The 24,869-nt window shown below is 60.3% G+C and carries 23 protein-coding genes and 2 pseudogenes; 9 read left to right on the plus strand and 16 right to left on the minus strand.

The annotated features are described in order from the left end of the window. Positions 1–141: 141 nt before the first annotated feature. The 3 genes from FFH90_RS18130 to glsB form a co-directional block, all read right to left on the minus strand. Positions 142–1,644: an aldehyde dehydrogenase family protein gene (locus FFH90_RS18130; RefSeq protein ID WP_138867776.1), complete on the minus strand. Its 1,503-nt coding sequence runs from the start codon at positions 1,642–1,644 to the stop codon at positions 142–144. Positions 1,645–1,727: 83 nt separating this feature from the next. Then, positions 1,728–2,846, minus strand: coding sequence for a DUF3616 domain-containing protein (locus tag FFH90_RS18135; protein ID WP_138867777.1), 1,119 nt, complete (start codon positions 2,844–2,846; stop codon positions 1,728–1,730). A gap of 89 nt (positions 2,847–2,935) precedes the next feature. After that, on the minus strand, positions 2,936–3,844 hold the full coding sequence (glsB, locus tag FFH90_RS18140; RefSeq protein ID WP_018929762.1) for a glutaminase B: 909 nt from the start codon (positions 3,842–3,844) through the stop codon (positions 2,936–2,938). Between the two features lie 228 nt (positions 3,845–4,072). Here glsB and FFH90_RS18145 point away from each other — a divergent pair, with 228 nt between their 5' ends. The 4 genes from FFH90_RS18145 to FFH90_RS18160 all read left to right on the plus strand — a co-directional run bounded on the left by FFH90_RS18145 (position 4,073) and on the right by FFH90_RS18160 (position 7,431). Continuing rightward, positions 4,073–4,714 carry a ferric reductase-like transmembrane domain-containing protein gene (locus tag FFH90_RS18145; protein ID WP_086946210.1) on the plus strand — a complete coding sequence of 214 codons (642 nt, stop codon included), beginning with the start codon at positions 4,073–4,075 and terminating at the stop codon, positions 4,712–4,714. Between the two features lie 214 nt (positions 4,715–4,928). After that, entirely contained in the window at positions 4,929–5,444 is a 516-nt protein-coding gene (locus FFH90_RS18150) for a DoxX family protein (RefSeq protein WP_018929764.1), read from the plus strand. A gap of 47 nt (positions 5,445–5,491) precedes the next feature. Beyond that, a complete protein-coding gene (locus tag FFH90_RS18155) occupies positions 5,492–6,190 on the plus strand; it encodes a dienelactone hydrolase family protein (RefSeq protein WP_018929765.1) in 699 nt (232 codons plus the stop codon). A 53-nt stretch (positions 6,191–6,243) separates the two neighbouring features. Next, complete coding sequence (locus FFH90_RS18160; RefSeq protein ID WP_138867778.1) at positions 6,244–7,431, plus strand: MFS transporter; 1,188 nt, start codon at positions 6,244–6,246, stop codon at positions 7,429–7,431. On the opposite strand, the gene metC is transcribed toward FFH90_RS18160, so the two are convergent. From metC to FFH90_RS18205, 9 genes are all read right to left on the minus strand, one after another. After that, positions 7,428–10,187, minus strand: a complete 2,760-nt coding sequence (gene metC / locus FFH90_RS18165; RefSeq protein ID WP_138867779.1) for a cystathionine beta-lyase — start codon at positions 10,185–10,187, stop codon at positions 7,428–7,430. The genes FFH90_RS18160 and metC overlap by 4 nt on opposite strands. After that, positions 10,184–10,780 carry a hypothetical protein gene (locus FFH90_RS18170; protein WP_064618368.1) on the minus strand — a complete coding sequence of 199 codons (597 nt, stop codon included), beginning with the start codon at positions 10,778–10,780 and terminating at the stop codon, positions 10,184–10,186. The genes metC and FFH90_RS18170 overlap by 4 nt, the downstream gene beginning before the upstream one ends. Before the next feature lie 17 nt (positions 10,781–10,797). Further along, positions 10,798–11,634 carry an amino acid ABC transporter ATP-binding protein gene (locus FFH90_RS18175; RefSeq protein ID WP_138867780.1) on the minus strand — a complete coding sequence of 279 codons (837 nt, stop codon included), beginning with the start codon at positions 11,632–11,634 and terminating at the stop codon, positions 10,798–10,800. Beyond that, positions 11,621–12,409, minus strand: a complete 789-nt coding sequence (locus tag FFH90_RS18180; protein ID WP_111453457.1) for an amino acid ABC transporter permease — start codon at positions 12,407–12,409, stop codon at positions 11,621–11,623. The genes FFH90_RS18175 and FFH90_RS18180 overlap by 14 nt, the downstream gene beginning before the upstream one ends. Further along, entirely contained in the window at positions 12,399–13,133 is a 735-nt protein-coding gene (locus FFH90_RS18185; RefSeq protein ID WP_086946206.1) for an amino acid ABC transporter permease, read from the minus strand. The genes FFH90_RS18180 and FFH90_RS18185 overlap by 11 nt, the downstream gene beginning before the upstream one ends. Continuing rightward, positions 13,130–14,341, minus strand: a complete 1,212-nt coding sequence (locus FFH90_RS18190) for an aminotransferase class I/II-fold pyridoxal phosphate-dependent enzyme (RefSeq protein ID WP_018929772.1) — start codon at positions 14,339–14,341, stop codon at positions 13,130–13,132. The genes FFH90_RS18185 and FFH90_RS18190 overlap by 4 nt, the downstream gene beginning before the upstream one ends. Then, complete coding sequence (locus FFH90_RS18195; protein WP_138867781.1) at positions 14,338–15,762, minus strand: FAD-binding oxidoreductase; 1,425 nt, start codon at positions 15,760–15,762, stop codon at positions 14,338–14,340. The genes FFH90_RS18190 and FFH90_RS18195 overlap by 4 nt, the downstream gene beginning before the upstream one ends. Next, positions 15,759–16,610, minus strand: a complete 852-nt coding sequence (locus tag FFH90_RS18200) for a transporter substrate-binding domain-containing protein (protein WP_138867782.1) — start codon at positions 16,608–16,610, stop codon at positions 15,759–15,761. Before FFH90_RS18200 ends, FFH90_RS18195 begins: the two co-directional genes overlap by 4 nt. 65 nt (positions 16,611–16,675) lie before the next feature. After that, positions 16,676–17,518: a transporter substrate-binding domain-containing protein gene (locus tag FFH90_RS18205; protein WP_138867783.1), complete on the minus strand. Its 843-nt coding sequence runs from the start codon at positions 17,516–17,518 to the stop codon at positions 16,676–16,678. Between the two features lie 240 nt (positions 17,519–17,758). Here FFH90_RS18205 and FFH90_RS18210 point away from each other — a divergent pair, with 240 nt between their 5' ends. The 3 genes and pseudogenes from FFH90_RS18210 to FFH90_RS30740 all read left to right on the plus strand — a co-directional run. Next, complete coding sequence (locus FFH90_RS18210) at positions 17,759–18,619, plus strand: LysR substrate-binding domain-containing protein (protein WP_138867784.1); 861 nt, start codon at positions 17,759–17,761, stop codon at positions 18,617–18,619. Positions 18,620–18,640: 21 nt separating this feature from the next. Next, positions 18,641–18,793: pseudogene (locus FFH90_RS30735) on the plus strand (helix-turn-helix domain-containing protein); the annotation flags it as partial. A gap of 9 nt (positions 18,794–18,802) precedes the next feature. Beyond that, positions 18,803–19,003: pseudogene (locus FFH90_RS30740) on the plus strand (Lrp/AsnC ligand binding domain-containing protein); the annotation flags it as partial. 62 nt (positions 19,004–19,065) lie between these two features. Here FFH90_RS30740 and FFH90_RS18220 read toward each other — a convergent pair. The 3 genes from FFH90_RS18220 to FFH90_RS18230 all read right to left on the minus strand — a co-directional run bounded on the left by FFH90_RS18220 (position 19,066) and on the right by FFH90_RS18230 (position 20,757). Then, complete coding sequence (locus FFH90_RS18220) at positions 19,066–19,353, minus strand: hypothetical protein (protein WP_086946202.1); 288 nt, start codon at positions 19,351–19,353, stop codon at positions 19,066–19,068. A gap of 82 nt (positions 19,354–19,435) precedes the next feature. Then, a complete protein-coding gene (locus tag FFH90_RS18225; protein WP_138867785.1) occupies positions 19,436–19,711 on the minus strand; it encodes a hypothetical protein in 276 nt (91 codons plus the stop codon). Between the two features lie 404 nt (positions 19,712–20,115). Beyond that, positions 20,116–20,757, minus strand: a complete 642-nt coding sequence (locus tag FFH90_RS18230; protein WP_138867786.1) for an FMN-dependent NADH-azoreductase — start codon at positions 20,755–20,757, stop codon at positions 20,116–20,118. Positions 20,758–20,861: 104 nt separating this feature from the next. Here FFH90_RS18230 and FFH90_RS18235 point away from each other — a divergent pair, with 104 nt between their 5' ends. Together FFH90_RS18235 and FFH90_RS18240 are read left to right on the plus strand one after the other, a co-directional pair. Continuing rightward, the gene (locus FFH90_RS18235) at positions 20,862–21,716 is read left to right on the plus strand and encodes a LysR substrate-binding domain-containing protein (protein ID WP_138867787.1); all 855 of its coding nucleotides are present in this window, start codon (positions 20,862–20,864) and stop codon (positions 21,714–21,716) included. Positions 21,717–22,107: 391 nt separating this feature from the next. Beyond that, entirely contained in the window at positions 22,108–22,626 is a 519-nt protein-coding gene (locus FFH90_RS18240) for a cysteine hydrolase family protein (protein ID WP_105345673.1), read from the plus strand. Between the two features lie 122 nt (positions 22,627–22,748). Here the strand turns inward: FFH90_RS18240 and FFH90_RS18245 are convergent, their stop codons facing one another. Further along, positions 22,749–24,608: an ABC transporter ATP-binding protein gene (locus FFH90_RS18245; protein ID WP_138867788.1), complete on the minus strand. Its 1,860-nt coding sequence runs from the start codon at positions 24,606–24,608 to the stop codon at positions 22,749–22,751. Between the last annotated feature and the right edge of the window lie 261 nt (positions 24,609–24,869).

Raw genomic sequence — 24,869 nt, forward strand, 5'->3', positions numbered from 1 at the left:
TCCTCTCACACGTAATCAGATGCGCTGTCCGTCCCCGCGCAGGCACGGACACACAATAAGTATAGTGCGTGCCGTTGCCTGCAGCCGGCGGCTCCTGATGAGCGACGAAAATCCGTGGGAGCGTGGCTTAACTTATCGCTGTCAGCGTTTGACCGACAGATCCACCTGGGTCATGCGGCTGCGGATCGTGAACACGCCATCACCCGAGAGAATCGCGCTGCGCGCAAACAGGCGACCGCTCTCCCAGTTCGAAAGCCCCAGTTCCGGCTTGTTCAGCGCGTACTGTCCGTCGACCCAGCGGGTGATCCCGTTGCCGACAAAAGGCGCGTTGACCGCGTTGTAGAACCGCGCCTGCGCCTGGGCATCCTCACTGATCAGCGACACGGTGAATTGCGGGCTGTAGCGGTTGAACAAGGCTATGGCCTGATCCAGATCGTCGACGATCTTCAGGCTGACTTCCGGGGTTTCTTCCCATTCCCACTCGCGGCCCAATTGGTCCTCGGGCAGCGGTTCGGCCTGTGCTTCGGTCTGATAGCCTTCGGCGCGGTACACCTCGACGCTCGCGGTGCGCCAATCGCTCGGCAAATGCTGCTCGCTGCCCTCGACGATGTGCAGTTTGCAGCCTTGGCCTCGCGCGGTGCCGGCCTGTTGCAGTGCATCGAGAAACAGCGGCACCAGTTCGGCTGCTCGGTCGCGGTGGATCAGGCAAACGTTCAAGGTGTTGCAGACTTTGCGGTCCAGCGAATTGCGCACCACGGCGGCGAAGCGCTGGGCATCGGCATCTTTATTCGCGATCATCCAGGCGCCACCGGTGCCGTGCAGGCTGACGGCGGTGCCGGCCTGTTGCGCGATGCTGCCCAACTGGCTGACCGCATGCCCCGAACCACGGGCCACGGCCAGCGACAGGCGCCGGTCGGCGAACATCGCCCAGCCGGCGGCGTGATTGACACTTTCGACCAGCGACACTGCACCGCTCGGCAACCCGGCATCGGCCAGTGCCGGATTCAATGCATGGGTGACGATGGCCTGGGCGGTGCCCAACGCGTCGCTGCCAATGCGCAGCACCGCAGTGTTACCGGTACGCAATACACCGGCGGCGTCGGCGAAGACATTGGGCCGGCCTTCGAACACAAAAGCGACGATGCCCAGCGGCGAAACCACCTGCTCGACTTTCCAGCCGTCGTGCTCGAGGCAGCTCACGACTTGGCCGCGGGTGGCCGGTGCATCGCGCCAGGCCCGCAGGCCGGCGATCATGTCGCGGCGCATGCGCTCATCAGCCAGCAATCGCGTGGTGGAACGCCCGCGTGCCTTGGCCCGCTCGATGTCGGCCAGGTTGGCGGCTGCAATCAAAGCCCAGCATTCCGGGGTTTCCAGGCGTTGCGCGAAGCGATCAAAGAACTCGCTGATGGCGTGATCCGAAACGCTGGACATTGCGGCAAACGCCGCCTCGGCGCGCTCGATGGCGACCGTCGCCGCCTGCTGATCCGCCACCGGGATCAGCAACAACTCGCCGCTGACCTGCTCCACCAGCAGATGGTCGCCGGGCTGAAAGCGCGCCGCCAGTTCGGGGCTGACGACCGTGACACGATTACCGGCAAATGGGATCGGCGTGCCAGCGACTAGACGTTCGAGCGCAAGAGACATGAAGCGGTTTCACCATGCAGGGGGGCGGTCGGAAAATGTATAGGAAAATCCGTGGAGCGTCATTCACCGGGACGCGGTGGCGGTTACTTTTTCGCAAGTCGAAATACGTCCTGCTCCAGTCCATTGCTACCCTGTTTACGCTTGTCCGAATTCACGTCATAAACCACCAGCAACAATGGCTCTTCTACGCCTTCGGTGCCGATAAAGGTCATCCCTTCGGCATGATCGCAGCCTTTATCTTCTCCTTGCCCGTAAGAAACCTCCAAGACCGACGTCAATTGTTCGCTGAAAACGAAACCTTCATCTGCTGGCCTGGCGCCGTCGCGCCATCGAAATACAGTGACGGGCCCGTCGAGGTCCATCGTCGGTCCAGCCAGGATCAACATATCGTCACCATCGAGGCATAAGTCCCTGACGCCGAGTCCATTCAGCTGGAAAAAATGCTTTCGATACTTTCGCCCACCCGGCCCGATTTTCTTCAGCCTCAGTGTGTGAGCAAGCTTGGGATGGTCTTCGGGTTCGACCTCCAGAATGATTGCCCATCCCCGCAGCACAGGCCCTCGCAACCCGATAAAAACACGCTTGCCATTGACCTCGAGGCCTTCGGTATCGAACCCGTTGTCCTTGCTGGGAATGTGCAGGAATGCCCCGACATGTTCGTCGTCCTTGAGTTCATCGAGCAATTCGTTACCCAGTTGATTGCCGGCCAATTGAGCGGCGACTCGATCATCGCTGGTGGTGCTCGTCACCAAAGTGAACGTCCCGTTTTCTTCGACCAGAGGAATCCGGGCCAGGAGAAAACGATTGCCATCACGGCTGACAATGGCCAGACGTTCAGCGTTTTTCTTCAGGGACTTGGTGCTATCGGGCTTTTTCCGTTTCAGGCTGTGAGAGCCCACGATCCAGAGATACCCTGTGTCGCGGTCGTAGCTCATGCCCTCCAGGTCTGCTTCAACGTCTTCTTTGCCAACGTCCGGCATGACCGGCAGCGTCAACAGGGATGCCAACGGGAACCGCTTCTGCTGATCAAACAGAAATTGGCCCGGGCTGGCGCGCTCGCGCTGGGTGAAACGTTCAAGGCTCAAGGATTCATCATTGGCGACCCACAGGGTGTTGCCGACCTGCACCACGGCAGACAACCCGTCGCGCAAATGAGCGTCCGTCTCATTGAAGACGAGAAGCGCGGAACCGAACTTCATCATGGATTCACCCGCGCCTCCACCCGATCGGGTGAGCAGTCAAAAGATCTACTTCACGTTAGCGACCACCCGGTGCAAGTCAAGGAGCGCCATCAGAACACCGACCAGCCAATCCGCTGACTCAACAACTCCAGCGCCGCCATACCCGCGAGAGAGTTGCCGGCAGCGTTCAATTCCGGGGACCAGACGCACACCGTGAATTGCCCCGGCACTACCGCGACGATCCCCCCGCCCACGCCGCTCTTGCCCGGCAGACCGACGCGATAGGCAAAGTTGCCCGCTTCGTCGTACAGCCCGCTGGTGGCCATGATCGAGTTGACTTGTTGGGTCTGGCGGGCGCTGAGGATCTGTGCGCCGCTATGTTTGCAGAAGCCGTCGTTGGCCAGGAAGCAGAACGCCCGGGCGAGGTCCACGCAACTCATGCGCAGCGCGCAATGGCTGAAGTAGCTGCGCAGCACCGCCTCGACATCGTTATGGAAGTTGCCGAACGACTGCATCAGATACGCCATGGCCGCGTTACGCGCGCGGTGCTGGTATTCGGATTCGGCGACCTTGCCGTCTACCATGATGTTCGGGTTGCCGGACAAGCGCCGGACGAAATCGCGCATCGACAGCGCTGGAGCGGCAAAGCGCGATTGATTGATGTCGCAGATCACCAGCGCACCGGCATTGATGAAGGGATTGCGCGGGCGCCCGCGCTCGAATTCCAGCTGCACCAGCGAGTTGAACGGCTGGCCCGACGGCTCGTGGCCCAGGCGTTCCCATATCGCTTCGCCGGAGTGTTCAATGGCCTGCACCAGGCTGAACACCTTGGAAATACTCTGCACCGAGAACGGCGTGTCGGCGTCCCCCGCGCAAAACAACTCGCCGTCATTGCCATACACGGCAATGCCCAATTGATTGCCCGGTACCTCGCCGAGGGCGGGAATGTAGTCAGCCACTTTGCCCTGACCGATCAACGGTCGGACTGCGTCAAGGATCTCGTTCAACAGCGCTTGCATGCCGGGTTCCGAAGTCTCGCCCCATGGGATTGCGGGGACACTGTCGCTAGACGCCGCTGGACGGCGCTGAATCACAGTTTTGTACGCGAATGTATCTGTCGCGGCCCGGGATACACCAACTTGCACCGGGCGGTCTTTCAGACATATCGCCAATACAGCTGATTGCAACACTTCTGTCGTCCGCTGACCACCGGTAAACCGGGTCGGCCCTTGCTCAGGAGTGTTGTCATGATGACCCAAGTCCCCCGTTACCATGGTTGGTCGCTGTTTGGCCTGCTGGCCATGCTGGTGCTGCTGATGACCGGCCTGATTCTGCTGCTCAACCCCGATCTGGTAGAAGCCACCCGCAGCGCCATTCGCGCCACCGCACGCACTTCGTTTGCGCTGTTTCTCGCCGCGTTCACTGCATCGGCCCTGGCGGTGCTGGTGCCCTCGCCTTTCAGCCACTCGCTGGTGCGTGAACGACGCTTCATCGGCCTGGCCTTCGCGTTTTCCCATCTGGTCCACGCCATCCTGATCTACAGCTACGGCCAACTGAACCCCGAGTTCTGGCCCGGCCGCACCACGGTCGGCAATATTCCGGGTTCGGTCGGTTACCTGTTCATTCTGTTGATGGCATTGACCTCATTCAAAACCACGGCGCGCCTGATCGGCCCCAAAGCCTGGAAAACCCTGCACACCTGCGGCATGTGGGTGATCGCGGCGGTGTTCGCCTTTTCCAACTTCAAACGCATCCCACTGAGCGCCTGGTACGTCCTGCCGTTCGGCCTGATGTTTTCAGCGATTGTCATTCGGCTGCTGGGCACGATTGCGCAGAAGTACAAACGTAGCCTGCCCCGCGCCTATCCCCTGACCAACAACACCCCGTAGCAGCTCTGCGCTCGCTGTAGCAGCTGTCGAGCCTGCGAGGCTGCGTTCGGCTGCGCAGCAGTCGTGAATTCGACTAACGCGGTCAGCCTGACGCACCGCAACGTCAGGCTGTACGACTGCTTCGCAGCCGAACGCAGCCTCGCGCTGCTCGGCAGCTGCTACAGCGGCTACGGGTGATTGCCTGCCAACGATCAAACTCACGGAGATCAAACCCATGAACACTTCCCTTTCATCAGCCGTCAAAGGCCTGCACCTGAACCTCGACCGCGTCGGCAACTGGATCGCGCCCCTTACCCTGCGGCTGTTTCTGGCCTGGGAGTTTTTCGAGTCTGGCCTGGAAAAATGGAACGGCCAGAACTGGTTCGCGGACATCCAGGACCGCTTCCCGTTTCCCTTCAACCACGTTCCCGCCACGCTGAACTGGGAACTGGCGATGTGGGCCGAGCTGATCTGCGCCCTCACCCTGCTGGCAGGCCTCGGGACACGGCTCTCGGCGATTATTCTCGTGGTGGTCACGGTCGTCGCGACCGCTGCCGTCCACTGGCCGGCTGATTGGTCTACATTGAGTGAACTTGCCCAGGGTTATGCCATCAGCAACAAGGGCCACGGCAACTTCAAGCTGCCGTTGATCTACCTCGTAGCCCTCATGCCGTTGTTGTTCTCGGGGGCCGGCAAACTCAGCATGGACGCGTTGTTGGCTCGACTCTTCTGGCGGCGCAGTCACCGCTGAGGCGCCAGCGTCTCGATACCCCATCCAACTTATGCAAAGGAGCCATCATGAGCGTAACCAGCCAATGGATCGAAATCAGCAGCCCCGAAGGCACCTTCGGCGCTTACCTGGCCATCCCCCACACCCGTAAAGGGCCGGGGATCGTGCTGATTCAGGAAATCTTCGGGGTCAACGAGCACATCCGCTCGGTCGCCGAGCAATACGCCGCCGATGGCTATCTGGTCATAGCGCCGGATCTGTTCTGGCGCCACGGCCACCGTATCGAACTGGGCTACGACGAAGCCGGCTGGAAACGCGCCGTCGAATTGATGAACGCCACCGACCGCTATAAAGCCCAGGCTGACATCAAACTGGCCATCGATACCCTGAAGACGCATACCGGGCTCGACGGCAGGATCGCCTCCATCGGTTACTGCTTCGGCGGCATGCTGTCGTACAACACCGCAGCCAACGGTTTCGTCGACGTGGCGATCGCCTATTACGGCGGCGGCATTCAGAACCAACTGGATCGGGCCGGTGAAATCAAGGTGCCGCTGCTGATGCACTTCGGCGAACAGGACAGCCACATCCCCATCGACGCCGTGAAGCAAATCGCCGAGCGTTTCGAGTTCAACGACGATGTCGATATCGAGGTGTATCCGGGGGCCGAACATGGTTTCAACTGCTCGCACCGTGACAGCTACAACCAACGGGCGGCGGCCGAGGCGCATGGCAATACGTTGATCTTTTTAAGTCAGAACCTTTGATAGCCGAGGTTGGCGCTATCAATACTCGATGAGTATTCAGCCCGGAAACCAGCATGGACAACCTAGCAAAACCCAGACCAGCCTCACTGCGTATTCCCTCCACGGTCTGGGCCCTGGGTTTTGTCAGCCTGTTCATGGACCTTTCGTCAGAGCTGGTGCACAGCCTGTTGCCGGTATTTCTGGTCACTACTTTAGGCGCTAGCGCACTGACCGTCGGGGTGATCGAAGGCATTGCCGAGGCGACGGCGATGGTGGTCAAGATATTCTCCGGCGCCATCAGCGACTTTATCGGCCGGCGTAAAGGCCTGCTGCTGATGGGCTACGGTCTGGCGGCGTTGTCGAAGCCGCTGTTTCCCCTCGCGCACTCGGTTGATGTGGTATTTACCGCGCGCTTTCTGGACCGCATCGGCAAAGGCATTCGTGGCGCGCCGCGCGATGCGCTGGTCGCCGATGTCGCCCCGGCCGAAATCCGTGGTGCCTGCTTCGGCTTGCGCCAGTCGATGGACACCGTGGGGGCGATTCTGGGTCCGGTTCTGGCGATCGTGCTGATGCTCTGGCTCGGGCAGATCCATCTGGTGTTGTGGTTCGCGGTGATCCCGGCGGTGATATCGGTGGCGCTGATTGTCGGTGGCGTCAAAGAACCAACCGATGTCGCCGGGAAACACACCTTTCGCTCGCCTATCCACTGGAAGGTTCTGCGGGAGTTTTCCCGGGGTTACTGGTGGGTAGTGATCGTCGGCGGGCTCTTCACGCTGGCCCGTTTCAGCGAGGCCTTTCTGGTCTTGAAAGCGCAGCAGACAGGTCTGACGGCCACTTGGGTGCCGATGGTGATGGTGGTCATGTCGCTGTTGTACGCGGTGTCCGCCTACCCGGCCGGCTGGCTGTCCGACCGGATCAGCCGCACCAAGTTGCTGTGTGTCGGCATGGGGCTGCTGATCCTGGCGGACCTGCTGCTGGCGCAAGCGGATTCAATCATGACCATGCTGGCGGGCGTGGCCTTGTGGGGTCTGCACATGGGTTTCAGCCAGGGCATTCTCGCGACGCTGATCGCCGACACCGCACCCGAACATCTCAGGGGCACGGCGTTCGGCCTGTTCAATCTGATCAGCGGCGTGTGCCTGTTGATCGCCAGCGTGCTGGCTGGCGCGCTATGGGAAACCTCGGGTTCCGCCAGCACTTTCATCGCCGGGGCGGTGCTGGCGGCTGCGGCGCTGTTGTTGCTTGTGCTGCGCAAGTCCTAGTCCGCGATCGCGGTGAACCCGCGTTGCAAATCCTCGATCAACGCGTCGACATCTTCCAGGCCAATGTGCAACCGCAGCACCGGGTTCAATGCGCGATCTGCCGCACTGTTGCGATCCTGGGTGTCGGCGACGGTGACCAGGCTTTCATAGCCGCCCCAGGACGCGCCCAGACCAAACACCTGCAACGCATCGATGAAGCGCTCTACATACGTAGCGTCGGCATCACGCAGTTCGAAGGACAGTAAGCCGTTGCTGCCCGTGAAGTCCCGTCGCCACAGTGCATGGTGGGGATGATCGGCCAGCGCCGGATGGAACACCCGTTTCACCTGCGGTTGCGCTTGTAGCCAATGAGCGATTTCCAGGGCCTGGCGTTCGTGCACCTCCAGGCGTGGCGCCAGGGTTCGGGCGCCGCGCAGCACCAGCCAGGCGTCGTCGGGGCTGACGGCGCTGCCAAAGGTGTCGCTCATGGACGCCAGCGGCTGCCAGACTTCTTGCCGGGTACAGACGCTGCCCATGACCACATCGCTGTGGCCACACAGGTACTTGGTCAACGCCATGATCGAGATGTCCGCGCCCAGAGTCAGCGGCCGGTACAGGTAGCCCGAGCCCCAAGTATTATCGACGGCCAGCAGGATGCCCCGTGGTTTGCACAGCGCGGCAATGGCCGGCAGGTCGCAGAGTTCATACAGCAGCGAGCCGGGCACTTCGGTGTAGACCATTTTGGTGTTGGCTTGCAGTTGCCCTTGCAGGCCGCTGCCGTCAGGCGCGAAGTAGCTGACCTGGATGCCGAACGGCCCAAGCAGCTCCCGAGCCAGACGCCGCACGGGCGCATACACCGCGTCGTTGATCAGCACATGATCGCCGGGCCGCAGGTAGGCCAGGAACGTCTGCGCCACCGCCGCCAGCCCGGTGCCAAACAAGCGGGTGCGATAACCGCCTTCCAGCTCCGTCACCAGGTCTTCCAAGGCAAAAGCGGTCGGATTGCCCCGAGCGCCATAGCTCAGCACCCGCTCCCGGTCACGGCGAGCACGGGCATCGCGCATCTGCGCCAGGTTGTCGAACAGCACCGTGCTCAAACGAGTGACGGGCACGTTGACACCTCGACTGCCACTGCCCTTTTCGGTACGCGCCGCCTGCACCAGACGGGTACGCACCCGCGCATCACGAGTCGCTTGAGACGGCGCGCGCAGCGGTTTCAGGCTGGCGATTTCGTCTGCGCTCATTTGCGCCAACAGGCCGATTTCCCAGGCCAGGTACTGACGCGCCGCGTCCTTGTTGCCGGCGTGGCGATCATGGGTAAAGAACAGAAAATCGATGCACTGCTGATCGGGCGGCGTATTGGCATCTTCTTGCAACGCAAAACCCGCCTCGCGCCAGGCGTCAACGCCGCCGCTCAACAGCCGGGTTTGCGCACGTTGAACATCGGGCAATTCCAGCGCCGCGAACGCTGCCAGCTGCGGGTCATCGGCCAGCAACACCAGAGGTCGCTGTTCACCGGCCACTTCACTTGCCAGCAACGAACGAATCGACCAGCGCGAGCCGGCGATATGACCTTTGCGGAAGGTCATGCTCGGGCGCAGGTCAATCAATGCCACCGCGTCATCCTTCAACGCATCGGCCAGGGCTTGCGCGGTGGTCACGGGCAATGTTTCGTGAACGGATACCTCAAGCGCGGGCAATGCCAGACCGCTACTCACCCCACCTTCCAGCACATAAGCTTCATGCCCCAACTGCCGAAGCCAACTGGCAACGATCGGCGCCCGTATGCCATCGCTGTCGATCAGCACCAACCGCGCCTGACGCACGCCGATATACAGGTCAGTAGACTGAATCAACTGCCCGCCCGGCGTGTGTTGCGCACCGGGCAAACTGCCGGCGACAAACTCCTCGGCGGTGCGCACATCGCACAGAAACAAACTGCGTGCGGCCTCCCCGGCCCACTGCTCGACTTGCGCCGCCGTAACGGTTTCTACCCCGGCCCGTGCGGCCAGTTGTGCCGCGGCGAGGCGTTGTTGCGGCAAGGTCTTCGATGACACCTCATCGGCATAGCGGCGGGTGCTGCCATGTTCCAGCCGGAAATCTTCCAGGTACCAGCCCTGCGTACCGTTTTCCAAGGCGTAGACCGGATTCTTCAATCCCAGATTGATCAGGGTCTGGGCGCCAATAATGCTGCGGGTTCGACCGGCACAATTGACCACAATCGGCGTGCTGTCGTCCGGTACCAGATCCTGTACGCGATAGCCCAGCTCGCCGTTCGGGCAGCAGACAGAACCGGGGATGGTCATCTTGCGGTATTCGTCGAACGGCCGACCGTCCAGCACCACCAGAGGCTCGCCCCGGGCTTGCCATTCAGCCAGCTGCCTGGCGGTGACATGCGGTGTATCACTGACCTCTTCCACCAACTCGCCAAAGGCTTTGGACGGCACATGCACACCCGCGAACAGTTGCAGGCCTGCCGCCTGCCAGGCATCGGCACCGCCGTCGAGAATATGCACGCGGCTGTACCCCAGCGCCTGCAAACGCCGAGCAGAGCGCACCGCGATGTCCCCGCCGTTCTGGTCATAGATCACCAGCCGCACCTGAGGATTCGGCGCCAGGCGTCGGACCTCCAGCTCCAGGCGACTGTAGGGCAGGTTCACCCCGTGAAACAGGTGGGCTTCGCCATATTGGCCATGCTCACGCACATCAAACAGGGCAATTTCCTGCCCGTCGAACAGCCATTGCTGCAGTTGCCCTGGGGTTACGGTCTGGCTCATGTGTAGGCCTTGATCGACGGCGCCATTTGCGAGGCGTTGTAATTGAGAATGCGCCCGTCGGCCTCGACCCCGTAACGGCCGTTGAGCGATTCCAGCGGCAAACCGTACAGGTGGAAATGCAGGGTCGGCTGCTCGCCTTCGACACGGATGCCATGCAGGTCTTCACCGAGAAACGAGATCGACGTGCCGGGTTGCACGATCACTTCCTTTTCCAGGTGCAACGTGGTGAACCCAGGCTCGCGGCCCTCGTCATCACGGGTGTAGACGTAATTGATTTCCTGGCCTTCGATGGCGCTGATGATCGCCCAGGTTTCGTGGTTGTGCGGGATCGTACTTTTACCCGGCAGCAATGAGTTGAGGTACAGCGTCGGCGTGTCGCCATCGTCGTTGAGGCGGTAGCGGAACGCGGTGCTGCCCTGCCCCGGCACGGGCGCCGGGAACGCGTCGAAATTAAACAAATCACGGCGCTCGGCCAGGGTTTCGAGCAAGGCGACGATCTCCGTCAACGCGGCGCGGTCGACGCCACGCTGATGGATGACGCGGATTTTCTTGAGGAAATCCTCGATGACGGCGGCACGGTTATCGGTACTCATGAACAGACTCCTCGGTATTAGACGGACAGGCTGTAGCGGCTCAGGTTACTCAACAGATACGGATCGTTGGCGACACGGGGACGGCGTCCCGGATCGCCCAGGGCGTGACGCAGAAACTCCCGGGTCCGCTCGCTGGTGGGGTGCTGGAAGATCTGCTCGGCACTACCGCGTTCGACGATCACGCCGTTTTCGGTGAAGTAGACGATGTCGCTGATCTCTTCGGCAAAACGCATTTCGTGGGTCACCAGCACGCAGGTCATGCCCTCTTCCGTGAGTTCGCGAATCACCGTCAGCACCTCGCCAACGGTTTCCGGGTCGAGGGCAGAAGTCACCTCATCGAACAGAATCAGTTCCGGGCGCATGGCCAACGCCCGGGCAATCGCCACCCGCTGTTGCTGACCGCCGGAGAGTTGCCCCGGAAAAGCATCGGCCTTGTGCTCCATGCGCACCTTGGCCAGCAAGGCGCGGGCGTCTTTTTCGGCCTCGGCGCGGTTGCGCCCGAGCACTTTGCGCGGGGCGATTACCAGGTTCTCCAGCACCGACAAATGCGGAAACAGGTTGTACTGCTGGAACACAAACCCCACACGCTTGCGCAGCTCGATACGCTGGCTTTCCTGGGCCAGGGTGTGAACCTCGGTGGCGCCGACGCGGATGCTCCCGCGCTGGGGCTGCAACAGGCCGGTGATGCAGCGCAGGATCGTCGACTTGCCGGAGCCGGACGGGCCAATGATCGACACGGCCTGGCCGCGATGCACGTCGAGGTCTATGCCCTTGAGCACCGGGTTGCTGCCAAATGACAGGTGCAGGTCGCGCAGGCTGACCAAGGGTTCGGCGACGGTTTCAGTAGAAGGCATAACGTCGCTCCAGGCGTTGGGTGAGTCGGGAAATCGGGTAGCAGTAAGCAAAGAACAGCACCAGCAGGCTCAGGTAAATCACCACAGTGAAGCCGGTGAGGTTCACCGTGTTGCTGGCGATTTGCGCGGTGTCGATCACGTCATGCACGCCCACCAAAGACGCCAGTGCGGTGCCCATGGTGATCACCGCGTAGAGGTTCATCCACGGCGGCAACATGCGTTTGAAGCACTGCGGCAGGATGATCGAGCGGAAAATCTGCCCGCGAGTGAAGGCCAGGGATCGCGCCGCTTCCCACTGGGTACTGGGGATCGAGGCGACGGCACCACGGAAGATCTCCGCAACATTGGCGCTCGCCGGCAACGCCAGGCCAATCGTGACCTTGACCCAGTCCGGGAACGCGACATAAGCGCTGCCGATGTGGATCTCGAACGGGAACACATAGGTGGTGAAATAGATCAGCACCAGCCACGGCGCGTTGCGAAAAATCTGCACCCAGATCCGCGCCGGCAAGCGCAGCAGCCACAACGGCGACAACGTCAGGGCACCGACCAACAACCCCAGCAACGAGCCCAGCCCGATCGCCACCAGACTGATCAGAATGTTCTGGCCAAACCCGACGACCAAGGCTGGCGACCATTGCAGCAAAGCCTTGAGTACCGGGCTGTGCGGCGCGAAATACACCAGCCAGAGCACGGCCCCCACCAACAGCAGCAACTTGCCGACATGCCGACGCGGCCAGGCCAGCGGCGCGGTGACGGACGATTCAATGGCCATAACCGGGCATCCTCAGGCGCGCTTCGAGCAGGCGCCCCACACAATTGACGGTAAAACTCAGCAGGCCGAAAAACGTCAGGATCAGAATCATCAGCTCCAACACGTTATCGCTCTGGGTCCAGATCATGATCGCCGCGTAGGTGATATCGCCGACGGCGATGGCCGAGGCGACGGCGGTCATTTTCACCAGGTCGATCAGATTGTTGATCAGCGATGGCAAGGCAAAACGCAGGGCCAGCGGCAGTTGCACATTCCACAACAACTGGCGACTGCTGAACGCCAGCGAACTGGCCGCCTCGATTGTCACTGCCGGCACCGCTTCGATCCCGGCACGCAAGGCTTCGGCATGAAACGCACCTTTGTGCAGCGAAATCACGATCACCACCCAAGCGAACGGCGTCAGCGGGTTGGCCGCGCCGACGGCCTGGGTCAGCAGCATATTCAGCACCAGAAATGCGCAATACAGCTGCACCAGCGTCGGTGTGTTGCGGGTGACTTCGACAAACACCCGAGCAGGTTTTGTCAGCCAGGGTTTACCCGAGGTCAACATCGCCGCCAAACCGACCCCCGCCAGCAGGCTGCCGACGATGGTGAACAGGCACAGCAGCACCGTGGTCAGCGCGCCCTTCTCCAGGGTTCCGCGCTGATAAGCGTCCAGCAGAAAGCCGTAGTTCAGGCCGAATCCGGCGGCCCAGTGGACGAACAGTTCCAACAAATGACTCATGGTTCGCCCCGCAATTGCCTGCAGGCTTGAGCGATGCGGCATCCGGCTTCGACTACGGTGTCAGTCGCCGTGGCAATGGACAGGCGAAACCACGGCGACAAGCCATAAGCGCTGCCCGCCACGCCGGCCACGCCCTCTTCCAGCAAATACGCGACGACGTCGGCATCGCTTTGCAGACGTCGACCGTCCGGGCGATAGCGCCCCAACAACCCGGCGCAGCGCACAAACACGAAGAAACCACCTTGAGGTTCGAGCACTTCAAGACCGTCCACTTCGCGTAAGGCGCTGACCAGTGAATCCCGGCGTTGTTGATAGGCCGCGACTTGCGACCGCAAGAAATCCAGTCCACCTTCGAATGCCGCCAATGCGGCGGCTTGTCCGACCGAGGAAGCGCCCGAGGTGGATTGCGATTGCACCACGGTCATGGCCTGGGTCAGCGCTTGCGGTCCGGCGCCGAAACCGATGCGCCAACCGGTCATGGCGTAGGTCTTGGACACCCCGCCCACCAGCAGGCTGCGCGCCTGCAAATCCGGCGCAACGTTGAGCAGGCTCTGGGCAGGCAAACCGTCGAAACGGATATGTTCGTAGAGCTCATCCAGCAGAATCAGCACGTGGGGATGGCGCCGCAGCACCTCGGCCAGGGCGCGCAGCTCGGCCGCGCTGTACACCGCGCCGCTGGGGTTGCCGGGGCCGTTGAGGATCAGCCAGCGAGTCCGTTCGCCAATCCGTTGCTCCAATTGTTCGGCCGTCAGTTTGCAGCCCTGCGCCAGCCCGCATTCGATAAACACCGGCTCGCCGCCATTGAAGCGCACGCTGTCGGGGAACGACGGCCAGTACGGCGTTGGCACCAGCACCTGATCGCCGTCGTCGAGGGTGGCGGCAAAGGCATTGAAGATGATCTGTTTGGCACCGTTGCCAATCACGATCGATTCCAGCGGATAGTCCAGCTGGTTTTCCTGCTGGAGTTTGCGTTGCACCGCGATGCGCAAGGCCTTCACGCCCGGTGTCGGCGTGTACTTGGTGGCACCGGCGGCGATGGCGGCATAAGCGGCCTGCTTGATGTGCTCCGGGGTGTCAAAATCCGGCTCGCCGGTGGTCAGGTCGAGGATGTCGCGACCAGCCTCGCGCAATGCCGTGGCTTGAGATTTCGCGGCGGCATTGGCCGACAGCGAGACGCGCTGTACGCGTTTGGACAGACGAAGCGTCATGACTGACTCCCCTTCAAAACCTTGCCGGGATTCAGCAGATTGTTCGGGTCCAGCGCTTGCTTGATCCGGCGCATCAGGTCGAGTTCCACCGGGCTTTTGTAGCGCCCTAGCATGTCCCGTTTGCGCTGGCCGACACCGTGCTCGGCGCTAATGGAGCCGCCGTGAGCGTGGGCGCTGTCGTGCACCAGTTGGCTGAGTGCTGCGTAATGGGCCATGTGCGCCTCGACCGTTGAGTTGTGCGGATGGGCGACGTTGTAATGCAGGTTACCGTCGCCCAGATGGCCGAAGGTGTAATGCCGCACACCAGGGAAATGGCGCTGCAACAGCGCATCGGTATGGGCGACAAATGCCACGACCTGGGAAATCGGCACCGAGATGTCGTGCTTCATATTGCGACCGGCACGCCTCTGCGCCTCGCTCATGTTCTCGCGCAACAGCCAAAACGCCTGGCTCTGGGCGAGGCTTTCGGCGATCAGCGCATCGGCCAGCAGGCTCTGCTCGTAGGCCTCGCCCAGTACCTGTTCAAACGCTTCGCGGGCATGGCTTTCGCTGTGGTTATCGGACAATTCCAACAACGCGAACCAAGGCTGACGGGCACCGGAAAAGGGTTGTGGGCCTTCGGGAAATTGCTCGCGCAGCAACGCAAGGCACCCGGCACTGAGCAGTTCGAACGCGGTCAGGCTGGCACCGAAACCGGCGCGGGCATGGGACAGGAACGTCACCGTTTGGGCCAGCGAGTCGAAGGCCAACAGCGCTGTGGCCTGGGCCTTGGGCAACGGGAACAGTCTCAGGGTGGCGGCGGTGATGATGCCGAGGGTGCCTTCGCTGCCGATGAACAGGTCGCGCAAGTCGTAACCGGTGTTGTCCTTGCGCAAACCGCGCAGGCCATTCCAGATGTCGCCCTGGGCGGTGACCACTTCCAGACCAAGGGTCAATTCGCGGGTATTGCCATAGCGCAGCACCGCCGTGCCACCGGCATTGGTGCCCAGATTGCCGCCAATGGTGCAGCTGCCTTCGGCGCCCAGGCTCAGCGGGAACAGGCGCCCGGCATCGCGGGCGACGCCCTGAATGGTGTGCAGAATGCAGCCCGCCTCGACGGTCAGGGTGTCGTTGTCGGTGTCCACTGCCCGAACGCGATTCATCCGGTCGAGCAGCAACAACACCGCGCGGCCACTGGCGTCCGGAGTCGCGCCGCCCATCAGCCCGGTGTTGCCGCCCTGCACCACCACCGGCGTATCGCAGGCCACGCACGCGCGCACCACCGCCGCAACTTCTTCGGTGCTTGCCGGGTGCACGGCGGCAATCACCTGCCCCACGTAACGGCCCTGTTTGTCGGTCAGGTATGGCGCGGCTTCTTCGCTGCTCTGCACATGCCGGGCGCCGAGCAGTTGCTGCAAGGCCACGAACAACGGTCGACTCATGACCGCACTGCCAGCGGTGCCGCGTTGCGGTATTGCTCGTGCAGGTCACGCAAGGCTTGCGACGGTGCCATGCCCGTGCGTTCGCCCAATTCGATCAGCCAGCCGCTGCGGTGCCAGTCGCGCACGATGGCATCCAGCTTCGCCTGGGTATCGTGCTCGCCCTTGCGTATCCAGATCACCGAGTTCGACGGGATCAAGTCACCCGGCAGCGGAATTTCATACCCGGCCCACTCGGCATCGCTCAATAAGGTATGCATGGTCGGGCTGACATGCACCGCCGCCACGCAGCCATTGCCGCGCAACGACAACAGCGATTCGGACTGGCTGCGAAACGCCTTGATCTGCGCGCCGTAGGTTTCCTGTAATGGCTTGATGAAGTTGCTGCCCTGGGACACGCACACCGGTTTGTCCTTAAAGTCGCTCCACTGGGTGATACCCGCACCCTTGCGAATCAACGCGGCGCCAACGACTTCTTCATAGGGCGTGGGCACGTAATCGAGAATCTCGGCGCGTTCTTCGGTGAACTGCATATTGGCGATCAGGATGTCGACCTTGCCCTGCTGCAGGAACTGCACCCGGTTGGGTGCCAGCACCGAAACAGTCTGGGCCTCGACACCCAGCGCCTTGGCGATGCCCTTAGCCAGTTCGACGTTGTACCCCAGGTGTTCGCCGGTCTTGGGGTCGAGGGTGCCGAACGGCGGACCACTGAGCATCACCCCGACGCTGATCGCGTGGCGTTGTTCGATCTTGTCCAGCGTGGCATCGGCCTGAGCGAGGCTGGCGCCCAGCACGGCGCATCCTGCCAGGCACAGCATGGCCAGGCTTCTAGCGGAAAAATATCGGTTCATGCACGACTACCTTGAACGACCGCCGAATCCGTCGGCGGTCTATTGAAAACAATGAGGTGAACCGCTCAGGCGCCGTTGGCCTGGAACTGTTTCTGCAACTCCACCAAGGCCGGTGACGCGGGCGTTATGCGGTTGCGGGTCTGGGCGTCGATCAGCCAGCCGCTGCGGTGCAGTTCCTTGACGATGGGGTCGAGCCGGGCCTGGGTATCGCGTTCGCCAGGTCGGGTCCAGATCACCGAAGGGGCCGGGTTGAGCTCCGGACTCAGCGCGCGATAGCCCTGCCATTCGGCGTTGTCGGCGATCAACGGGTTGATCAGCGTGGCGTCATGCACCGCCGCGACACAGTTGTTGCCACGCAGCGCGAGCAAGGATTCCGACGAGCTCTTGAACGCCTTGATCTCCACACCCAGCTCGGTGAGCGGCTTGATGTAGCTGCTGCCCTGGGAGGTGCAGACGGGCTGGCCCTTGAGGTCTTCCCAACGGGTGATCTTGCTGTCCTTGAGCAGCGCCGCGGTACCGCCGACACGGTAGAAAGGCGTTGGCACAAAACCGAGGATCGCACCGCGCTCGGCGGTCCATTCCATGTTGGCGATCAACAAATCCACTTTGCCCTGCTGCAAAAACTGCACGCGGTTGGCGGGCAATACCGGCACCAGTTGCACCTCGGCGCCCAACTGCCGACCCAGTTCCTGAGCGAGGTCGACGTTCAAGCCCCGAGGTTTCTGAGTACCCGGATCGATACTGCCGAAGGGGCCGCCGGACAGTACGACCCCCACCGTCAGCACATGGCGTTGCTGGATCTTGTCCAGCGTGGCATCAGCCTGAGCCCCGGCACTGGCGGCCAATGAGATCAAGGCGCTCAGCATTACAGGCAACCAGCGTTTTACAGGTGAGCGCTCAAGCAACATGGATTTCCCCTCATGGATGATCGGCGTTCCCCGACCTGATGAGGCGGCATCCTAGGTACAGTCCTGAAGTAACGGAAATTCAAATATCTAATATCGTTATAACTTGCCGTATTGCTGCTAAGCGAAAATCCTCACAGCGCCCGTAGTTACCGCATTAGCACTAAAATATCGCCAAAAATACATAAACAAATGTAATGTTTATGTTTGCAGCCCTGATATAAAAACAGCCCGGAAATGGCCATGCCGACCTCACCTACCCTCGATCTCGAATTGCTGCGCACCTTCATTGCCGTGGTCGATCACCACAGTTTTGCCGAGGCCGGCGCGCAACTGGCCCGCACACAATCGTCGGTCACCCAGCACATGCAACGCCTGGAACAACAAGTGGGGGTGAATCTGTTCGAGAAGCGCGGGCGTCAGAAGCAACTGACTGAAGCCGGTTTGCAGTTGTTGCGTCACGCGCGGCAGATGCTTTCGCTCAACGACGATGCGCTGAATTCCCTGCGCGAAAGCAACTTGAGCGGTGTGCTGCGGATCGGCTCGCCCCATGACATCGCCGACACCATCCTGCCGCCGATCCTCAGCCACATCGCCCGCTCGGCCCCGCGCTTGCGCCTGGAGATCGATGTCGGCCGCAGCCCGTTTCTGATGGATGACCTGCACCGGGGCAAGGTCGACATGGTGATCTCTACCCGCGAAGACCCGACGCTCGAAGGCTTCGCCTTGCGCACTTCGCCGGTGTGGTGGATCTGCTCGGCGCAGTACATTCATACGCCCGAAGAACCCTTGCCGCTGATTCTGGTGGATGAACCGAGTATCTATCGTCGCTACGCCCTGGAAGCGCTGGAGCGCGCGAATATTCCATGGCGCCAGGCGTACCTGGCGTCGAACCTGATCGGCATCAAGGCCGCAACGCGTGCCGGGCTGGGCGTCACGCCCAGAAGCATGGAAATGCTTGGCCCGGACATGCGCGTGCTCGGCGAAAACGATGGCCTGCCACGGCTGCCGGACGTGACCTACCACTTGTGGATTCGGCCCAACACCGTGAACCCGCTGGTGCGTCGGGCCTATGAGTTGATCAGGAGCAGTCGAGGGCTTTGACGCGGCCATTCAGAAGACCCGATCTGCGAGCGGGTCGCGCAGAACCTGCAACGGCTGCGGGGCAAGCGCCATTTGTCCCTCGACGCTCTGGCCCGGCAATGCGGCGTGAGTCGGGCGATGCTGGCGCAGATCGAATCCGGACGCAGCGTGCCGTCGATCAAAGTACTGTGCAAAAGCTTTGCCGCGTGTCCGCAAGTGCAGCAGTGTTACTACGTCGCGGGCGAGTGGGACTTCGTGCTGATCCTCGCGGTCAGGAGCATGCAGCAGTACACCGACCTGACCCGCGAGTTGCTCTTTGAGAACAATAACGTCAAACGCTTCAAAACCCTTGTTTCGATGAGCACCGTGAAGCTGGGTTTGAATATCCCGTTGGGCGTTGAATAGCCTACGGTGCAGGATGCGCAACTATAGCGCTGGGGGGGGCTGCGCCCCATTTCCTCTGTAATTTAACGACGGTATTTCTTTTGTAAAAGATCGATGGCGATCGCTACTGCAAATAAAGCAGCCGCTGCCAAAATCAACATACGAAGATGGTCAGATTGCGTCGAGGTTATATATGAATAAGCCCCGTGATTATTGATCAGGACTTGATGTGTCGCGTCTGGATTTTTCGTGCCCTCCCCCGCATATTGAACAAACAAGCTATTTCGATAAAAAAACAGTAAGACACCAGAAGTCCCAGCTAAAAATTTAGAAACCAAAAAAACCATTTTCATGCTCATCACCACGGACATCCAGCCGATCCAGAAACAGCGCTCGTTTGTCCAGCAAAAACCTCCTCACCAGTCTCACCAAATAAATCCTTTCCTGCTTTTCTCAAGCGCTTTCTTTTTTCTCTTTTATTATACCAATCAAAGACCAACCAAGAAAAAAACAGACAACAACCCCTATCGCCGCCGCAACAAGCACGAGAATAGATGAGTTAACTTTATTAGTTGTTGCAACAAGCCTTACCAGCGCAGTAAATGCGACACCACTATAAATACTATTTTGCAAAGTTTTTCTTGGGTTTAATGGTTGCCTTACGATGTAAAATAGCGCCCCAAACATCATTGAAATAACAATTGAGCAGGTAATTATGAGTAGCATCATGTGACCCCATCCTGATTAAAGCAATCATTAAGTGAACTACTGAGACTGAGATGAGCAGGAGGGAACCGCCACCCCCCCGCTTTTGAGTAGACAAGCAAATAAGCGCCAATGGCTACTGGGGTCAATCAGGTTGAGTTCACAGGCGATAAAGTATAGATATGATCATTGACGACAGATCTCACGCCAGTGACTTTTAATTTACCACTATCGTAGAAAGTTCTTTCGTCCATGGACTACTCCTACTACTTCTAACGATCCATCTAAAGGCGTTCGTGGCAACTCAATTCAAATAGGCATCATTCTGGGTGATGCTAGTACAGGGCCATCACTCTGTCCAATGACTGCTCTTGGCCCCCGTGACTGGGGGGACCAACAGGCCTCTTCGTGCGAAAGATTCTGTAACCTCAGCGACCAAGACTATCCGCCAATCTCCTGGCCTGCTGAGTCGCGACCTCACGCGCGCAGAGGTCAACGTCTTCCCCCAGGATGGTCTTCTCTACAGTCACCGAGTGCACATCCGTCACGCCGATAAATTTCAGCCAGGCTTCCACGTAGGGCTTCTGGAAGTCGAAGCGCTCTGCCGGGGTGATCGACTGCGCCGAAAAATCCAGGCCGCGGGCATACATCACCACAGCGGTCTTGTTGTGCAGCATGCCTTCCAGACCGCGCTCCGGGTCGAAGCTGAACAGGATGTCTTTCTGCGACACCAGGTCGATGAAGTGCTTGAGTTTGTACGGGATGCTGAAATTCCACAGTGGCACGGACATCACCAGCACATCCGCGCTGTGCAGATGCGCGGCCAGCGCTTTCAAGGTGTTCCAGGCGTCGTCTTGCGCCGGGGTCAAGGACGTGCCGTTGAGTCCGGCGTATTTGGCCTCCATGACCAGATCATTGAATTCCGGCAACGCAATGTTCCAAAGGTCAAGGGTGATGATTTCGGTGTCCGGGGTGTTTTCCTGATAGCGCGCAATGAAGCTGCGGGCGACTTCAAGGGAGGCCGAGCGCTGTTTGCGCGGGGAACATTCGATATGTAGAAGAGTAGTCATGGCACGCCTCGGGTAATGGGAGATGGGGGGCGGTAAACATTGCAACATAGTTTTATTTGGAATATAAATCGTAAATAAATAAGCCATTAATCACGTATCAAACTATGTTCGATGCTCTGCTACTCAAGACATTTGTCACGGTCGTCGATGAAGAAGGCTTCAGCCGTGCAGCCGAGAAGCTGCACCTGACCCAGTCCGCGGTCAGTGGGCACGTGCGACGACTGGAAGAACAGATTGGTAAACCCCTGTTGAGGCGTACCACCCGTTCCCAGCGACTGACGCCCGATGGCGAACGCCTGGTGGCTTATGCACGCACGATACTCGCGCTGAACCGTGATGCTTGGGCAGAACTGACACGCACGCCGTTTCACGGGAGGCTGCGGATCGGGGTATCCGAAGACTTTGTCGAATCGCGACTAATGCGGACTTTTCAGGATTTCGCGGCGCAGTACCCGGGGATGGAGATCGACGTGCAGGTGGGCATTCCGGGCACGTTGCTGGCCTCGATGAAACAAGGGCATCTGGAACTGGTCATCGGCTCTCTGTGCGAAACCAGCGACACGGGGCTGCTGCTATGGCAAGAACCGCTGGTGTGGGCCTGGTCGGCGCAGCCCGTCACCGAGTTACCGACGCCGTTGCCGCTGGCCCTGTTCCCCGAGCCGTGCCCTTATCGCGAGGTGGCCCTGACACAACTGGCTCGGGCGGGGATCGCCCAACGAACGGCGATGTTGTGCAGCAGCACGGCCGGATTGCGAGCCGCGGCGCTTGCTGGCTTCGCGGTAGCGCCCATGCCAGTCAGCCAGTTGGGGCAAGGACTGGCGGTTCTTGGTGCGGAACAAGGATTGCCGGATTTGCCCGATGCGCAGTTTCGGTTGTTCAGCGCTCCTGAAGCGGATCAGGCGATTGTGACAGCGGTCACTCAACTCATTGTGGAGTATTGTTCCACGCGCAGAGATTAAGAATCATACCTTGTTGACCCCGTTACTCACTGCTCAGGGAGAGCGCCATGTCTGTAGAAATCCAGCTTTCGGAAAATGCGACTGAAGCAGAGCGACTAGGAATTCGATAGTTGCGCTTTACAGCGGACGGCTATCGGCCAAAAGCGAACCTTAACGATGGTGAATCAGTCCTCACCTTCATGCGCTCATTTGCCAACCCGGTGCCGTGCAGCTACTGTCAGCGTTATGAATCAGCCACGAATTGCCTTGACCACGACTACCACGACCGCCAGAGGCGGGTCGTGAGAGGTGTCGTGAGCCAATAACACACGAACTTCAAAGGCCCGCCAGTGATGGATAGGGCCTTTTCTTTTGCCCTTGTGTCGCTGGCCCAAACGCAAGGAAAAGCACTATGTATGCACTGTTGATTCTCGATATGCAGGTTGGGTTGTTTCATGGTCCGGAAAAACCATGGGCTGGCGAAGCGCTGCTAGACACGTTGAATAACCTGTTGAGTAAAGCCCGGCGTGCAGGTGCGCCGATTTTTCTCGCACGCCATATTGGTCCACCTGGTTCGCCTATCGAGTCCGGAAGTCCGTTGACGCAACTGGTGCAGGAACTGGAGCTACAGGGTGACGAAGTGATCTTCGAGAAAAGCCGACCCAACGCCTTCACCAAGACAGCTCTGGCCGATCAGCTACGAGCTTGTGGCGCTCAGGGCGTGGTCATTACCGGAATGAAGACCCAATACTGTGTCGATAGCACCTGCCGCGCTGCACGGGATTTTGGATTCGATGCAGTGCTGATCGCCGATGGCCACACCTGCAACAGCACCCCTGCGCTGAAGGCTGAAGAGATTGTTGCTCATCACAATGCGACTCTGGCAGGACCATTCTGTCGCGTCGTATATGCTGAGGACTGGTGTTTCTAACCGCCATCGACAGACCGGTCCGAGTCAGGACCGATCTGCCCACTTTGGGCCGACAGCAGCCGTCGCCGAGTGGCAATGGTCGTAGCCCGCCCCTATCGCCCCCGGCTGCGCCCTCTTCACGCTCACACCTGATCCATAGCCTCGACCACTCCCTGATCCTCACCCAGAAACCCGCCGCTTTGATGCTGCCACAGCCGCGCATAAATCCCGTTCTTCCCGAGCAATTCGGTGTGGGTGCCCTGTTCGATGATGCGTCCGTTGTCCATCACGATGAGCCGGTCCATGGCCGCAATGGTGGACAGTCGATGGGCGATGGCGATCACCGTCTTGCCCTGCATCATTTCATCGAGGCTTTCCTGTATGGCCACTTCGACTTCCGAGTCCAGCGCGCTGGTGGCCTCGTCAAGAAGCAGGATCGGGGCATTCTTGAGCATCACCCGGGCAATCGCGACGCGTTGGCGCTGGCCGCCCGACAGCTTGATGCCGCGCTCACCCACAAGGGTGTCGTAACCGGTATGGCCTTGCCGGTCGCTCAGTTGGCTGATGAACTCATCGGCCTGGGCATTGGCCGCGGCGCTGCGGATTTGCGCGTCGGTCGCATCGGGGCGGCCGTAGGCGATGTTGTCACGAATGGAACGGTGCAGCAGGGAGGTATCCTGCGTGACCATACCGATGGCGCCGCGCAGGCTGTCTTGCGTCACTTGTGCGATGTTCTGGCCATCGATGCGAATCTCCCCGCTGTCGACGTCATAAAAGCGCAGCAGCAAGTTGATAAGCGTGGATTTGCCGGCGCCAGAGCGGCCAACCAGACCGATCTTTTCGCCCGGACGGATGTGCAGGCTCAGGCCATCGAGCACCTGACGTTCGCCATTGTAGTTGAAGCTCACCTTATCGAAGGTGACCGCGCCGCCGGAGGTCACGAGCACGCCCGCGTCCGGCGCATCCTGCACCTTTGGGCCCCGGGTAAAGGTTGCCATGCCATCCTGCACGGTGCCGATGCTCTCGAACAGCGAGGTCATTTGCCACATGATCCAGTGCGACATGCCGTTGATACGCAACGCCATGGCGGTGATTGCCGCCACGGCTCCTGCGCCGACCTCACCCTGGTGCCATAGCCACAGGGCATACCCCCCTGCTGCCATGATCAACGCCACCACCAATGCCTGGTTGACGATCTCGAACTGGCTTACCAGGCGCATCTGGCGAAAGCCGGTTTGTTTGAAATCCTCCATCGCTGCACGCGCGAAATGCGCTTCACGATTGGAGTGGGAGAACAGCTTCACCGTCGTGATGTTCGTGTAGGCGTCTGAGATACGCCCGGTCATCATCGACCGCGCATTGGCCTGTTCCTGCCCGACTTTCCCCAGGCGGGGCACGAAGTACCACATGGCCAGCCCGAACAACACGACCCAGGCAATGAAAGGCAGCATCAGTTTCAGGGCGAAGCCGCCGGCCAGTGCGATGATCGCGATGAAATATACCCCGATCCCGGGCGCGATCTCGATAAGGGTGAATAGCATGTCGCGCACCGCTAGCGCCGTCTGCATCACCTTGGTCGTGACCCGGCCGGAAAACTCATCGGAAAAAAACGAAAGGCTTTGCCGCAGCATCAAGCGATGGAAGTCCCAGCGCAGCCGCAACGGCAAGTTAATCGCCAATATCTGATGCTGCACCATGGTGCGCAACGCCACCAGCCCGACACTGGCCACCATGATGATGCCCATGCCCCACAACACGCGACTTTCCTGCGCAGCCGCTTCACCGCCTGCCTGCCAGGTCGAGAGCAGGTCCACGACTTGCCCGAGGAAGGAAAATAGCCAGGCTTCGTAAATCGACACACCGGCACTGAGCAGCGCAAACACCAGAATGTAACCGCGGGCACCCCGCGTACAGGCCCACAGGAAGCGAGCCAGGCCGTCGGGTGGCGGTGGTACCTCGTCAGGAGGAAAAGGGTCGAGCCTTCGTTCAAACGCACGAAGCATGGTGTTCTCCAAAACGATCAAGTTGAGGAGATTCTGCCATTGAACGGTTGCTTTGAGGGGGTTGCGAAGTTAGAGGTATGGCGCTTAGGCAGGTCGCTCTGAGGATTGGGCTGCCGGGGGCGGCCTCTTATACGCTGCCAGAGATCCGGTCGGCAGGGATAAATTTGTCGGTATCGAAGGGGGCTGGCCAAGACCGGACGTTCATCGAAGCACCGCTTTCAGCTGTGGATTCAACCGGCCAAAACAGACATCCCGTTACAA

Origin of the sequence: Pseudomonas sp. ATCC 43928 (assembly GCF_005938665.2) — a bacterium.
Lineage (GTDB): Bacteria > Pseudomonadota > Gammaproteobacteria > Pseudomonadales > Pseudomonadaceae > Aquipseudomonas.